The 12,542-nt window shown below is 65.5% G+C and carries 16 protein-coding genes; 8 read left to right on the plus strand and 8 right to left on the minus strand.

Annotated elements, in window-relative coordinates:
• Positions 1-15: 15 nt before the first annotated feature.
• Entirely contained in the window at positions 16-534 is a 519-nt protein-coding gene (locus AC07M1_RS11745; RefSeq protein WP_495162720.1) for a putative immunity protein, read from the plus strand.
• A 171-nt stretch (positions 535-705) separates the two neighbouring features.
• Here the strand turns inward: AC07M1_RS11745 and AC07M1_RS11750 are convergent, their stop codons facing one another.
• Positions 706-1,773, minus strand: a complete 1,068-nt coding sequence (locus AC07M1_RS11750) for an alpha/beta hydrolase family protein (protein WP_495162721.1) — start codon at positions 1,771-1,773, stop codon at positions 706-708.
• A gap of 77 nt (positions 1,774-1,850) precedes the next feature.
• The gene (locus AC07M1_RS11755) at positions 1,851-2,258 is read right to left on the minus strand and encodes a winged helix-turn-helix transcriptional regulator (protein ID WP_495162722.1); all 408 of its coding nucleotides are present in this window, start codon (positions 2,256-2,258) and stop codon (positions 1,851-1,853) included.
• 55 nt (positions 2,259-2,313) lie between these two features.
• Here AC07M1_RS11755 and AC07M1_RS11760 point away from each other — a divergent pair, with 55 nt between their 5' ends.
• Complete coding sequence (locus AC07M1_RS11760; RefSeq protein WP_495162723.1) at positions 2,314-2,922, plus strand: NAD(P)-dependent oxidoreductase; 609 nt, start codon at positions 2,314-2,316, stop codon at positions 2,920-2,922.
• Positions 2,923-2,949: 27 nt separating this feature from the next.
• On the opposite strand, the gene mltG is transcribed toward AC07M1_RS11760, so the two are convergent.
• The 5 genes from mltG to fabG form a co-directional block, all read right to left on the minus strand.
• On the minus strand, positions 2,950-3,918 hold the full coding sequence (mltG, locus tag AC07M1_RS11765) for an endolytic transglycosylase MltG (protein ID WP_495162858.1): 969 nt from the start codon (positions 3,916-3,918) through the stop codon (positions 2,950-2,952).
• 25 nt (positions 3,919-3,943) lie between these two features.
• Complete coding sequence (gene fabF / locus AC07M1_RS11770; RefSeq protein WP_495162724.1) at positions 3,944-5,203, minus strand: beta-ketoacyl-ACP synthase II; 1,260 nt, start codon at positions 5,201-5,203, stop codon at positions 3,944-3,946.
• 168 nt (positions 5,204-5,371) lie between these two features.
• Complete coding sequence (locus tag AC07M1_RS11775; protein ID WP_066575645.1) at positions 5,372-5,608, minus strand: acyl carrier protein; 237 nt, start codon at positions 5,606-5,608, stop codon at positions 5,372-5,374.
• A gap of 82 nt (positions 5,609-5,690) precedes the next feature.
• Positions 5,691-6,221, minus strand: coding sequence for a hypothetical protein (locus tag AC07M1_RS11780; RefSeq protein ID WP_495162725.1), 531 nt, complete (start codon positions 6,219-6,221; stop codon positions 5,691-5,693).
• The gene (gene fabG, locus AC07M1_RS11785) at positions 6,218-6,958 is read right to left on the minus strand and encodes a 3-oxoacyl-[acyl-carrier-protein] reductase (RefSeq protein WP_495162726.1); all 741 of its coding nucleotides are present in this window, start codon (positions 6,956-6,958) and stop codon (positions 6,218-6,220) included. The genes AC07M1_RS11780 and fabG overlap by 4 nt, the downstream gene beginning before the upstream one ends.
• Positions 6,959-7,126: 168 nt before the next feature.
• Between fabG and AC07M1_RS11790 the strand changes: the two genes are divergently transcribed.
• Positions 7,127-7,573 carry a hypothetical protein gene (locus AC07M1_RS11790; RefSeq protein ID WP_495162727.1) on the plus strand — a complete coding sequence of 149 codons (447 nt, stop codon included), beginning with the start codon at positions 7,127-7,129 and terminating at the stop codon, positions 7,571-7,573.
• A 121-nt stretch (positions 7,574-7,694) separates the two neighbouring features.
• Positions 7,695-8,141: a hypothetical protein gene (locus AC07M1_RS11795; protein ID WP_495162728.1), complete on the plus strand. Its 447-nt coding sequence runs from the start codon at positions 7,695-7,697 to the stop codon at positions 8,139-8,141.
• A gap of 29 nt (positions 8,142-8,170) precedes the next feature.
• Here the strand turns inward: AC07M1_RS11795 and fabD are convergent, their stop codons facing one another.
• Complete coding sequence (gene fabD / locus AC07M1_RS11800; protein ID WP_495162729.1) at positions 8,171-9,106, minus strand: ACP S-malonyltransferase; 936 nt, start codon at positions 9,104-9,106, stop codon at positions 8,171-8,173.
• A gap of 504 nt (positions 9,107-9,610) precedes the next feature.
• Between fabD and rpsF the strand changes: the two genes are divergently transcribed.
• The 4 genes from rpsF to AC07M1_RS11820 all read left to right on the plus strand — a co-directional run bounded on the left by rpsF (position 9,611) and on the right by AC07M1_RS11820 (position 12,539).
• Positions 9,611-10,009 carry a 30S ribosomal protein S6 gene (gene rpsF / locus AC07M1_RS11805; RefSeq protein ID WP_495162730.1) on the plus strand — a complete coding sequence of 133 codons (399 nt, stop codon included), beginning with the start codon at positions 9,611-9,613 and terminating at the stop codon, positions 10,007-10,009.
• 12 nt (positions 10,010-10,021) lie between these two features.
• Positions 10,022-10,246, plus strand: coding sequence for a 30S ribosomal protein S18 (gene rpsR, locus AC07M1_RS11810; RefSeq protein WP_495162731.1), 225 nt, complete (start codon positions 10,022-10,024; stop codon positions 10,244-10,246).
• A 12-nt stretch (positions 10,247-10,258) separates the two neighbouring features.
• Positions 10,259-10,858, plus strand: a complete 600-nt coding sequence (rplI, locus tag AC07M1_RS11815) for a 50S ribosomal protein L9 (protein ID WP_495162732.1) — start codon at positions 10,259-10,261, stop codon at positions 10,856-10,858.
• A gap of 130 nt (positions 10,859-10,988) precedes the next feature.
• On the plus strand, positions 10,989-12,539 hold the full coding sequence (locus AC07M1_RS11820; protein WP_495162733.1) for a phospholipase D family protein: 1,551 nt from the start codon (positions 10,989-10,991) through the stop codon (positions 12,537-12,539).
• Positions 12,540-12,542 lie beyond the last annotated feature (3 nt).

The raw sequence follows: 12,542 nt of genomic DNA on the forward strand, positions 1-12,542 counted from the left end.
TACCGGGAGCGGGCAATGACGAGCGCGCTCCCGTTGACGCCGGACGATCTGCGGCAGCTTACTCGCTGGGCGGAAGCCTGCGCGGCGCGTGCCCTGCCGGTGTTCGAAACGCATTCGCCGGACGACCCACGCCCGCGCGAAGCCCTTGTGGCGGCACTGGGGTTCGCGGACGGCGCAGAGCGCTCGGGAGGGCTGCGCAAGGCAGCTTGGGCGGCTCAGGCCGCAGCCCGCGAAACCTCAGACCCCGCTGCGACCGCCGCCGCTCGCGCTGCTGCGGCGGCGGCCGGTGCGGCTTACACCCACCCGATCGCGACCGCGCATCAACTCAACCATGTCCTCGCGCCCGCCGGCTATGCCGCGCTGGCGCTGGCGCTACGTTCCGGAGCGCGTGTCGGAGAGATGGAGATCGACAGCGCCATCGCCAGCGCGCCGGCCGCCGTGCGCAACCTGATCGCCCAACTGCCGTCGCGCACCACCAGCCGCACGGTGCTCGGTCGCCTGTTCCACCGCCTCGACAGCGGGCTACGCCGCTAGACTGATCCGCATCCACTGCCCCCATCCGTCACCCCGGCCTTGTGCCGGGGTCCACTGGTAGGCAGCGGCTGGAAACGAGGCTCCAGCTCAGCCCGGGAGACTGAGTGGACCCCGGCACAAGGCCGGGGTGACGAAGGGAGTAATTCCCGACATGGCAATCGGAACGCGCGCTTAGTTCCCCACCAACCCCTTCGCCGCAAGCCAGCTCGACAGCACGGCGATATACTCGGCCGAATCCGCCGTCTCGGTCCCGTCATGCTTGGGGTCGAGGGTGATGCTCTGGTCGGCAGCCATGTGCATCGAATGGTCCGCGCCCGCGACGACATGCACTTTCATCTTCGGCATCCGCGGCGCGATCTCTCGCAACCGCTCGGCCGAAATCGCCACCGGCACCACCGCGTCATAGGCGCCGAACAGCACCAGCATCGGCACCTTCACCCCAGTCAGGTTACGCAGCGGATCATTCTCGATCTCCTTGCGCCATCCCGAAACCGCACGATCGCGGATCGTCTCGCCCATATAGGTATATTTGAACCACGGCCGGGTCTTGGCGACGTCGATCATCGCCTGCGCGGTCTCCCGCGTCCCGGTGCCGCGCATATAGCCGTCCACGGCCTTGCGCGTCGCCACCATCTCATCGATCTCGGCCTGTGAATGGCCGTTCGCGCGCAGATGATTGATCGATGAGAAGATCATCTGGACATCGGCGGTAACGACCGGCGCGGACACGGCGATGACGAAGGCGATGTCCGGGCTGCGTGATGCGGCGAGCGGCGAGATCCACCCGCCCTGGCTCAACCCCCAGCTGCCGATGCGCCGGGGATCGATACGCGGATCGATCTTCAGACTCCGGGCCGCCGCGATCGCGTCATCGGCTAGCACAATATAGTCGCCGCCCGCTGTCTTCGTCCCTGACCGGCCCGACCCGCGGCGGTCATAGGTGAACACCGCGATGCCCATTGCCGGCAGCATCACCTTGAGATGCTCGTAGAGCGACGCGTCGCCCAGCGGCGAGGATGCACTGTGCGTCACCACCACCGCCGCCACCGGCTTGCGGCTGCGCGGCAGATAGAGCGTGCCGCCCAGCTCGACCCCGCCGCTGGTGAAGCGCCGCGCCTCGGTGATGGTTTCGACGGTCGCCGGCGCGCTCCACGGCGGACTGGCGGGCTTCTCCTCCGCCATTGCGGGCTGGACGAAACCCAGGGTCAGCGCGAGCGCGCAGAGGGCGGTGGAGCGCATCGATGGCCTTTCCTCACAAGGGAAAGGCTGGGTCGCCGAGCCGGATCGCCTCGTCAACGCCGTCTCGACGAACGACTTCAGGTCGAAGCACCGTCATAGCCGCGCTGCGCCTCCGCCACGTCCGGCATATACGTCTCGGCCCAGTCGATCATCGACTGCAGCGATCCGATCAGCCCGCGCCCCAGCGGCGTGATCGCATAGCTGACGGTGACCGGCACCGTCGCCACCACCGTCCGACTCACCAGTCCGTCGCGCTCCAGCGAGCGCAGCGTCTGGCTCAGCATCTTCTGCGACACACCCTCGATCCGCCGCTTGAGCGCGTTGAAGCGCAGGTCCTGGTGCCCGAGCAGCAGCAGGATCAGCACGCTCCATTTGTCCGCGATCCGGTCGAGCAGCTTCCGCGTCGGACAGTCGGCCGCATAGACGTCGCCGCGCGCACCGGTTTCCTCCGGGTGACTATCCCTCTTCAAAGTGCCTTCTTGCATGATTGGTATCCATAGCCAACTTGGTATCCATTGGAAACCATATAGGACATCGGACATGAAGGTTGCAGTGCTGGGCGCGAGTGGGCGCGCGGGATCGGAAATCACGAAGGAACTGTCGGCGCGCGGCCATCAGGCGCTGGCCATCGCGCGCAAGCCCGAAGCGATCCGCCAGCTCCCCGGCGTGATCGCCAGGGCTGGCGACGCCTCCGACCCCGCCGCGCTGGCCGATCTGATCCGCCCCGCCGATGCGGTGATCAGCGCGCTGCACTTCGACGTATCCGCCGAAACCCTGCTGTCCGCGCTCGAGCAGGCAGGCGTCCAGCGCCTCCTCGTCACCGGCGGCGCCGCCAGCCTCGAAACCGCCCCCGGCGTCCGCGTGATCGACTCGCCCGACTTTCCCGAGGAGTGGAAGGGTGCGGCACTTGGCGGCATCGCCTTCCTCGACGCCCTGCGCGGCGAGAGCGAGATCGACTGGACCTATTTCTCCCCCGCCGCCTTGCTGTTCGAAGGCCCGCGCCTCGGCACCTATCGCACCGGCACCGACCAGCTCCTCACCGACGCGAAGGGTGAGAGCCAGATCAGCTTCGCCGACTACGCCCTCGCCATGGTCGACGAGCTGGAGCAGCACCGCCACAGCCGCGCACGCTTCACCGCCGCTTATTGACCGGATGGGGGCGCGTCGGAGCGCGCCCTACATCTCCCCGCGCGCGCGGCGCAGGGCATACCATTTCTGGACGTTGGCGTTGTGCTGCTCGAGCGTATCGGCGAAGATATGTCCGCCGGTGCCGTCCGCGACGAAGTAGAGCGCGTTGGTCTCGGCGGGATCGAGCACCGCGTCGATACTTGCACGGCCCGGATTGGCGATCGGCCCGATCGGCAGCCCCGCGCTGGCATAGGTATTGTAACCGTTCTTGTCCTGCAGCTCGGAGCGCAGGATGCGGCGGCCCAGCGGCTTGCCCTTGGTCACCGGGTAGATCACCGTCGGGTCGGCCTGCAGCGGCATGCCGCGCTTGAGGCGGTTGGAATAGACCCCCGCCACCATTCGCCGCTCCTCGGCCTTGCCGGTCTCCTTCTCGACGATCGAGGCGAGGATCAGCGCCTGTTCCGGCGTGTTCACGGCGATCCCGGGCTTCCGCTTCGCCCAGGCTTCGGCAAGGTATTTTTTCATCGCCGCCTGCATCCGATCGAGCACCGCCTGCCGGCTGTCGCCGCGATTGTAGGAGTAGCTGTCGGGCAGGATGCTGCCCTCTTCGGGCACCGCGGTCTTGCCGCCCATCTGCGGCGCCGCCGCCAGCCGTTCGTGCACCAGGATCGAGGGCATCCCCTCAGGGATCATCACGAAGCGCTGGAGCGTACGGCCGCCCTGCAGCATCTTGAGGACGTCGGCCTGACTGATCCCTGCCGGAACGCGATATTCGCCCGCCTGAACCGGTGCATCGTCACCGAAGATGCGCGCCATCCACAGAAAGGTGTCGGCGCTCTCAATCGCGCCCGCCTTCTCCATCGCCTCGGCCGCCGAACGCATCGTCGCGCCCGCGGGCACCTCGACCGTCACATTGGCCTTGCCCGGTCCCGCGCCGCCCCATTGGTTCGCCGCCCAAAAGGCGGCGGCCCCGATAAGGAGGACGGCGATGACGCCCAAACACCCAAGCTTGCGCAACATCGCCGTACGTCTCCCGTGGAGGTCAGACCGCCTTCATCACCAGCGATGCGTTGGTGCCGCCAAAGCCGAACGAGTTGTTCAGCACCGCCTTCACCTTGCGCTCCTTGGCGACATGCGGAACCAGGTCCACGCCCGCGCAATTCTCGCTCGGATTGTCCAGGTTGAGCGTCGGCGGCACGATCCCGTCGCGCATCGCAAGGATGCAGAAGATGCTCTCCACCGCGCCCGCGCCGCCCAGCAGGTGTCCGATCGCCGACTTGGTCGAGCTCATCGACAGGTCGCCGATCGCGTTGCCGAACAGTTTCCGCACCGCGCCCAGCTCCAGCTCATCACCCAGCGGGGTCGAGGTGCCATGCGCGTTGATGTAATCGATGTCGGACAGATCAAGACCCGACTTCTTCATCGCCATCTGCATCGAACGGAACGCGCCCGAACCCTCGGGATGCGGTGCGGTCACGTGATAGGCGTCGCCCGACAGTCCATAGCCGACAACTTCGGCATAGATCTTCGCGCCGCGCGCTTTGGCCCGCTCATATTCCTCGAGCACGACCACGCCCGCGCCTTCGCCCATGACAAAGCCGTCACGGCCCTGATCCCAGGGGCGGCTCGCACGCCACGGCTCGTCGCGGAACCCGGTCGACAGCGCACGCGCCTGGCCGAATCCGGCGATACCGATCGGGCACACCGTGCTCTCGGCGCCGCCGGCCAGCATGATATCGGCATCGTCCATCGCGATCATCCGCGCGGCGTCGCCGATCGAATGCGCACCGGTCGAGCACGCCGTCACGACGGCATGGTTCGGACCCATCAGACCGTATTTGATCGAGACCTGTCCCGAGATCAGGTTGATCAGGCGACCATGGACGAAGTGCGGCGAAACGCGCTTCGGGCCCTTCTCGGCCAGCACGAGCGATTCGCTCTCGATGCCCGGAAGGCCGCCGATGCCCGACCCGATCGAGCAGCCGGCGCGCAGCCGCTCTTCCTCGGTCATGTCGGTCAGGCCGGCATCCTCGATCGCCTGTCCGGCGGCGTCGATGCCATAGATGATGAACGGATCGACCTGGCGCTGAATCTTGTGATCCACCCGCTTGGCGGGGTCGAAGCCATATTCATGGTCTGCGGGCTTCACTTCGCAGGCATAGTTGCTCTGGAAGTCGGTCGCGTCGAACCGGGTGATCGTCCCCGCGCCGGATTTCGACGCGATGATGTTCTTCCAGGCGGTCTCGACATCCGCACCCAACGGGGTCACGAGGCCAAGGCCAGTCACGACGACGCGGCGCATAGTATCTCTCCGTTCAGAGCATCGTGCCGGAAAGCCGGAGCCGGTCTTCGGCGGTCAACGATGCGGCAGTAAATGGTCTCAAAAAACGAAACGGCTCCCCACCCCTTTCCGGGACCGGGAGCCGTTCGTCAATTCCTGCCCGTGCGGGCGGCCATGCGGTAGGTCCGCTTAGCCCTGATTCTCGTCGATATAGGTGATCGCGTCCTTGACGGTCGTGATCTTCTCGGCGGCATCATCGGGGATCTCGACGCCGAATTCCTCTTCGAACGCCATCACCAGCTCGACGATGTCGAGGCTGTCCGCGCCCAGGTCGTCGATGAAGCTCGCATCCTCGGTCACCTTTTCGGCTTCAACGCCGAGGTGCTCGACGACGATCTTCTTCACGCGATCGGCGGTCTCGCTCATGCCCTGTTCCTTCTTAAATTGGGTCGTTGGATTTCGAATTCCTGAACGCACGTAGAACGCCGATGGCGCTCGCGCAAGAGGATCAGGACGGACTCAGACGATCCTGTTGCATCCTCGCAAGGGCAAGGAATCTGAGCATCAGAAGGAAACGGGCGGCCTTCGCCTCGTCCCCGGTTCGCAGCAATTCGGCCGCAACACCTGCACCTGCGCCTTCCATATGCACGACAACGGCTTTGAATATTCTATTGTCCTTGTCGCCGCCGCCTTCCGCAAGAGCTGCACGCTGCTCGCCCGTCAGCGCATTTACCGCTGCCAGGCCATGGTGGGCCCAATCGCTGCGGCCAAACTCGGATGCGATCGCCTCGGCACCCATGCGAAGCACGGCATAGCCATTGGCATTGACCGCCTGTTCGCTCGACCAGCGGTACTGCTTGGCACATTGGTCGGTCGCCGGAAGCGTCGCGGCGGCGATCTCTTGCGTCTTGCGCGTGAGAGCCAACTGCCCGATCGCCACATGTTTGTCGGCGGGCACAGCATGATAGATGCACTCCGACGGCGGGGGTGCCGTCGGCGCGCCCTGAATCGCCAACCCTGCCAACAGGCCTGCGATCATGACAGCATCGCCATGCCGCCGTTCACGTGCAGCGTCTGGCCGGTCACGTAGCCCGCCTCCTTGCTCGCCAGATACACCACCGCCGCGGCGACATCCTCACCCGTGCCTAGATCGCCAGCGGGGATGCGGCTGAGCAGCGCCGTCTTCTGCGCTTCGGGCAGCACATCGGTCATCGCCGAGCGCATGAATCCGGGCGCGACGCAGTTCACCGTGATGTTGCGGCTGGCCAGTTCCTGCGCCAGCGCCTTGGACATGCCGACGAGGCCAGCCTTCGATGCGGCATAATTCGCCTGGCCCGGATTGCCGGTGGCGCCGACCACCGACGTGATCGAGACGACGCGGCCGAAACGCGCCTTCATCATCGGCTTGGCGGCAGCCCGGATCAGGCGGAACGCGGCCTCCAGGTTCACGCGGATCACCTGATCCCACTCCTCGTCCTTCATCCGCATGGCAAGGTTGTCGCGCGTGACGCCCGCATTGTTGACGAGGATGTCGAGCTTGCCCAGCGCCTCGACCGCGCGCGGGACGAGGCCATCGACCTCGGCGCCGTCCGACAGATTGCACACCAAAGCGACATGATCCCCGCCCAGCTCGGCGCGAAACGCTTCCAGCTTCTCGGCATTGGACCCGGAGATCGCCAGCCGGGCGCCCTGCGCCGCCAGCCCCTTCGCGATCGCGGTCCCCAGCCCGCCCGAAGCGCCGGTCACCAGCGCGGTCATGCCTGTAAGGTCGAACATTGAGGTAATCCTAGCTGTTAATTCCTGTGGAACGCGCGCCTCGTAAACAGGCACGCTGGCGATCTAGTCAAGCTTGGCGCGCAAAAAGCCCGGTTTCGACTTGAATGGCCACTGCCCCGGATGCCGACAGTGTCCGTGGCACGATATTTCATCCGGAAGGGCAACAGCATGACCAAGGACGCCAATCCCGCACTATCCGCATCCGCAAGTTCGTCCACCTATCAGGCGATCACGCTCGACATCGCCTTGGGCAACCCCCAGATGGGCGGGCGCATCGCGATCATGCTGAGGGGCAGAGACGGCGCACGCATCGCGTGGAGCACGGGACAGGAATTCGGCACGTCTTCCGGGATCCGGTTAGCCGCCAACCGGGGGGCCGTGCCGATCTCCGGCCTGAGCGTCGACGGTGAGACGATCAGTTTTTCGTTCGCGCCCAACGACACAGGCGGGAGCTCCCGTTTCACCGTGCAGATCTTCCTCGCGGCCACCCCCGACATCCGCCAGTTCACGCTTGCGCTGATGGCTGATTCCGGCAGCTCGGTGAGTGCCGCCCTGTCGATGGGTGAGCCCATATCATTGGGCGGCAGCCCGACCATCTTCAACTGGCACAGGTAGTGATCGGGGGGCCGGCAGGCGCCAGAGACTCTATCTCCAGCGCTTCGACGTCGTCCATCACCATGCCCCCGGATGCCTGCGGCGTCCGGGGGCATCGTATTCCATCCGGAGGGGGAACAGCATGACCGAGGCCGCCAATCCCGCATTATCCACATCCGCCGACTCTACCGTCTATCTGCAACTCGCGTTCGTCATTATTCCGAACAATGCCCGGACGAGCGACCAGATTTCGATTGTGCTGAACGGCAGAAACGGCTCGCGGACTTCATGGAGCGTGGGACAGGCGTTCAGCCCTTCATCCGGGATCGTGTTGCGCGGCATCCAGGGAGCGGTGCCGATCAGCTCCCTTGAGGTCGGCGATGATGTGATCAACCTCAGCCTCTCGTCCAGCGACACCGGAGACAGCACCCCTATTAGGCTGATCGTCTATCTCACGGCCCCCAAAGGCGTACGAGAATTCACGCTCGAGATGACGTCTCATGCTGGCAGTTCGGCGAGTGTTGCCCTGCCGCGGGGACAGTCCAGACAATTAAGCGGGAGCCCGTCCACTTTCGGCTGGCCTTCTTAACTGATCGGGGCGCCCGCCCGGAGCGAATCCTAGAGCGCCTTCTCCAGCGCCTCGATGTCGTCCATCGTCACCACGCTGGTGACGACGGCGTCGGGCGCGATGCGCTTGACCATCGCGCCCAGCACCTTGCCGCCCAGCTCGACATAGTCGTGCACCCCGGCATCGAACATCGCCGCCACCGATTCGCGCCAGCGAACCATGCCGGTCACCTGTTCGACCAGCAGCGTGCGGATCGTATCGGGATCGCTCACCGGCGCGGCGGTGACATTGGCATAGACGGGCACCAAAGGCGCGCGGATCAGGGTCTCGGCCAGCGCCTTTTCCATCGCATCGGCGGCGGGCTGCATCATCGGGCAGTGGAACGGCGCGGAGACGGGCAGCAGCACTGCCCGCTTGGCGCCATGATCCTTGGCGACGGCGACCGCACGGTCGATCGCGGCCTTGGCGCCAGAGATCACCACTTGCGAGGGATCGTTGTCGTTGGCAACGGTGCACACTTCGCCCTCGGCCGCCGCATCCGCGATCGCCTGCGCCTTCACCAGGTCGGCGCCGAGCAGGGCCGCCATCGCGCCCTCGCCCACCGGCACCGCCGCCTGCATCGCCTGCCCACGCAGCTTGAGCAGCTTGGCGGTGACGCCAAGGTCGAGCGCGCCAGCGGCGCACAGTGCGGTATATTCGCCGAGCGAATGGCCCGCGACGAAATCGGCCTTGTCGGCCAGCGAGATACCGCCTTCCTTCTCCAGCACGCGCAGCACCGCGATGGCGTGCGCCATGATCGCCGGCTGGGCGTTCTCGGTCAGCAGCAGGTCGCCTTCCGGCCCCTCGGTCATCAGCTTGAACAGATTCTGGCCGAGTGCCTCGTCGACTTCCTGGAACACTTCGCGCGCCACGGCGCTCGCCTGCGACAGCGCCAGGCCCATGCCGACCGACTGGCTCCCCTGCCCCGGAAAGATGAACGCACGCATGTCTTGGCTCCCTGTATATCTGTTCGGTTCCCGCACCGGCCCGCTCCCCCACCCGGCCACCCAGCGGTAGCATGATATGGGTGGCCGGGTGGGGGAGCGGGCCGGTGCCGCGTCAGCGCAAGCTGACCACAATCACGTCGTCGCCCTATGCCCGTGACGCCGATCCCGCAAGCCGCGCGGGTTTGCAACCGGTTGACACCGGATCGAGCTGTCAACCGGTCGAGCGAAGCGAAATTTTCACTTTAAATGTTGGAATTCATGTGCTTGCATTGATTTCGATCGACGTGACGCGAACAAACATATGCGCGTGGAATCCGGTCATATGTGTCAACTTTGTCAACCTGGGCCGTGGCCTGGCGCTCACCGCTTGCCTTTTGCCCGCACCGCGCGTAGAGGCGCGGCGTTGAGCGGCAGCTTCGGCTGACCGCTTTTCGTATTTGGAACGACAGCCGGAGGGGCGCCGCACGGGGCGGCGTCAGCGATCGGCCAACAGTGAGAAGACGCATGGCTCTGTACGAGCATGTGTTCCTTGCGCGCCAGGACCTGGCACAGGCGCAAGTGGACGCACTGGCGGAAACCGCCACCAAGATCGTCGAGGACAATCAGGGCAAGGTCGTGAAGACCGAGACCTGGGGTCTTCGTTCGCTCGCATACAAGATCGCGAAGAACCGCAAGGCGCACTACGTGATGCTCGAAATCGACGCCCCCGCGGGTGTCGTCGCCGAGCTCGAGCGCCAGACGCAGATCAACGAAGACGTGATCCGCTACATGACCGTCCGCGTGGACGAGCTGGAGCAGGGTCCGACCGTGATGATGCGCAAGGGCCAGGAGCGCGAGCGCGGCCGCGGTCGCCGTGATCGTGAAGAAGGTGGCAACACCGGCTTCAGCAACGCGGGCGAGTAAGGAGAAAGTATCATGGCACGTCCCTTTTTCCGCCGCCGCAAGAGCTGCCCCTTCTCCGCGAAGGAAGCACCCCGGATCGACTATAAGGACGTACGTCTGCTGCAGGGCTTCGTGTCCGAGCGTGGCAAGATCGTCCCGTCGCGCATCACTTCGGTGAGCGCGAAGAAGCAGCGCGAGCTGGCCATCGCCATCAAGCGCGCGCGTCATCTGGGCCTTCTGCCCTTCATCGTGAAGTAAGGAGCGCAGCTCATGGAAGTCATCCTGCTTGAGCGCGTCGAGAAGCTCGGCCACATCGGCGACGTTGTGAAGGTGAAGGACGGGTTCGCCCGCAATTTCCTTCTCCCGAACAAGAAGGCGCTCCGCGCCAACGAAGCCAACCGCAAGGTCTTCGAAGCCAATCGTGAACGCATCGTGGCCGACAACGCCGCGAAGCGCACCGAGGCAGAGAAGGAATCGAAGAGCCTCGAGGGCGTTTCGGTCACCCTGATCCGTCAGGCGTCGAACACCGGCCAGCTCTACGGCTCGGTCGCCGTGCGCGACATCGTCGAGACGCTGATCGCCGACGGCCACAAGGTCACCAAGTCGCAGGTCGTCCTCGACAAGCCGATCAAGTCGATCGGCATGTTCGAAGTGCGCGTCGCGCTTCACGCCGAAGTCACCGTGACCGTCAAGGTCAACGTCGCGCGCTCGCCCGAAGAGGCCGAGATGCAGGCCCAGGGCGTCAACGTCATGGAAGCGATGTTCGAAAAGGACGAGACCGGCTTCGTCGAAGCCCGCGACCCGAACCTCGAGCCGGGCGAATTCGCCGCGGACGAGGCTCCGGCCGCCGAGGAGCAGGCCGAGGGCTGACGCTCTCGCCGTTCCGGCACGTCAAAGAAAGGGCCGCTCGGGAAACCGGGCGGCCCTTTCCGTTATGGTGCGGCTTGCAAAGTTGGATTTCGCCTGCTCACCTCGTGACTGTCAGGGGTGAAACCGGATCATGCTCAAGATTATCTTCCTGGCCGCCCTGGGGTTCGTCGCCGCGTCGATGCTCGCGACCTGGCTCTACGGCCACTTCGCCGCCAGCGTGCAGGGAGAGCGGTCCCACGCCTTGCCGGTGACAGATGGCCAAACCGCGCTTGATCGACGCATCGGCGCCGCAACCGCCGCCCATCCGGGCCAGAGCGGTCTGCTGCTGCTCGACGAGAATCTCGACGCCTTCGCCGCGCGCGGCATCTCGGCGCGACTGGCCGAACGTTCGCTCGACCTCCTCTACTATATCTGGAATGACGACCTGACCGGCCGGCTGCTGATGGCCGAACTCCTCGAAGCCGCCGGGCACGGCGTGCGCGTTCGCCTCCTGGTCGACGATCTCGGCACAGGACACAGCTCCGACGCCATGTCCGCGATGGCGCATCATCCACTGATCGAGATCCGCATCTTTAACCCCACCCGAGCGCGTCCGGGCAGTCTGCGGCGCGGTATCGAGATGGTGCTGCGCCCTTTCAGCGTCACCCGGCGGATGCATAACAAGGCATGGATCGCCGACGGGCGCATCGCGATCCTTGGCGGACGCAATATCGGCGACGCCTATTTCGACGCGGCCGAAAGCACCAATTTCCGGGACATGGACGTGCTGGTGATGGGTCCCGCCGTCGCCCTGACCGAAAAGATCTTCGACGATTACTGGAACAGCGGCCTCGCGCTGCCTGCCGACAAGCTCTCGCCGCTACGCGATCCCGACGCGATGCTGGCTCAGGTCGCACCCGAACTTGCCGCCACCGCCGCCCGCCCCGATGCGCGCGCCTATCTCGACCGCATCGCCGGCCGTATCGCGATGTTCGAACCCGGGGAGAGCCAGACCGACTGGACGCCGACCGCCCGCGTCATCGCCGACCCGCCGGAAAAGGCAGTCGGCAAGAAGGGCGAGAACTGGCTGATGCGCGAGTTGATGCCGGTCTTCGCTCAGACGAAGCAGCGGATCGAGATCACCTCACCCTATTTCATCCCGGGCGAGGAAGGCACCACCGCGCTCGCCGGGCTGGCGGCACAGGGAATCGCGGTCTCGATCCTCACCAACTCGCTCGCCGCGACCGATGTCGCAGCGGTTCATGGCGGCTACGCCCCCTATCGCGTCCCGCTGCTCAAGGCCGGGGTCAAGCTATGGGAGCTTCGCCCCGAAGCCACAGGGCGGAAACTCTCCCTGCGCGGGTCGAGCAGCGCCAGCCTGCATACCAAGGCATTCATCGCCGACGGGCAGCGGGGCTTCATCGGATCGATGAACTTCGATCCGCGCTCGGCCTCGCTCAACACCGAGATGGGCGTGGTCTTCGATTGCCCGACGATCGCCGCGAAGATGGAGGCGGTCTGGAAGCACGACACCGCACCGGACCACAGCTTCGCGGTCAGTCTGACGTCCGACGGCGCGCTGCAATGGCGCGGCGGCGATGACGGCAAGTCGATGACCTATGACCGCGACCCCGAAGCGACCTTCTGGCGCCGCCTGACCGCACGGGTCGTTGGCTGGCTCCCGCTGGAATCGCAACTCTAGCAG

The sequence above is a fragment of the Sphingomonas sp. GW821-FHT10C01 genome, from assembly GCF_059415525.1.

Coding starts and splice junctions, on each gene's coding strand:
- AC07M1_RS11795 (WP_495162728.1), top strand. CDS start 7,695: ATGACCGAGGCCGCCAATCCCGCATTATCCACATCCGCCGACTCTACC.
- AC07M1_RS11760 (WP_495162723.1), top strand. CDS start 2,314: ATGAAGGTTGCAGTGCTGGGCGCGAGTGGGCGCGCGGGATCGGAAATC.
- fabF (WP_495162724.1), bottom strand. CDS start 5,203: ATGCGCCGCGTCGTCGTGACTGGCCTTGGCCTCGTGACCCCGTTGGGT.
- AC07M1_RS11820 (WP_495162733.1), top strand. CDS start 10,989: ATGCTCAAGATTATCTTCCTGGCCGCCCTGGGGTTCGTCGCCGCGTCG.
- fabD (WP_495162729.1), bottom strand. CDS start 9,106: ATGCGTGCGTTCATCTTTCCGGGGCAGGGGAGCCAGTCGGTCGGCATG.
- AC07M1_RS11745 (WP_495162720.1), top strand. CDS start 16: ATGACGAGCGCGCTCCCGTTGACGCCGGACGATCTGCGGCAGCTTACT.
- AC07M1_RS11790 (WP_495162727.1), top strand. CDS start 7,127: ATGACCAAGGACGCCAATCCCGCACTATCCGCATCCGCAAGTTCGTCC.
- rplI (WP_495162732.1), top strand. CDS start 10,259: ATGGAAGTCATCCTGCTTGAGCGCGTCGAGAAGCTCGGCCACATCGGC.
- AC07M1_RS11775 (WP_066575645.1), bottom strand. CDS start 5,608: ATGAGCGAGACCGCCGATCGCGTGAAGAAGATCGTCGTCGAGCACCTC.
- rpsF (WP_495162730.1), top strand. CDS start 9,611: ATGGCTCTGTACGAGCATGTGTTCCTTGCGCGCCAGGACCTGGCACAG.
- AC07M1_RS11755 (WP_495162722.1), bottom strand. CDS start 2,258: ATGCAAGAAGGCACTTTGAAGAGGGATAGTCACCCGGAGGAAACCGGT.
- fabG (WP_495162726.1), bottom strand. CDS start 6,958: ATGTTCGACCTTACAGGCATGACCGCGCTGGTGACCGGCGCTTCGGGC.
- rpsR (WP_495162731.1), top strand. CDS start 10,022: ATGGCACGTCCCTTTTTCCGCCGCCGCAAGAGCTGCCCCTTCTCCGCG.
- AC07M1_RS11750 (WP_495162721.1), bottom strand. CDS start 1,773: ATGCGCTCCACCGCCCTCTGCGCGCTCGCGCTGACCCTGGGTTTCGTC.
- AC07M1_RS11780 (WP_495162725.1), bottom strand. CDS start 6,221: ATGATCGCAGGCCTGTTGGCAGGGTTGGCGATTCAGGGCGCGCCGACG.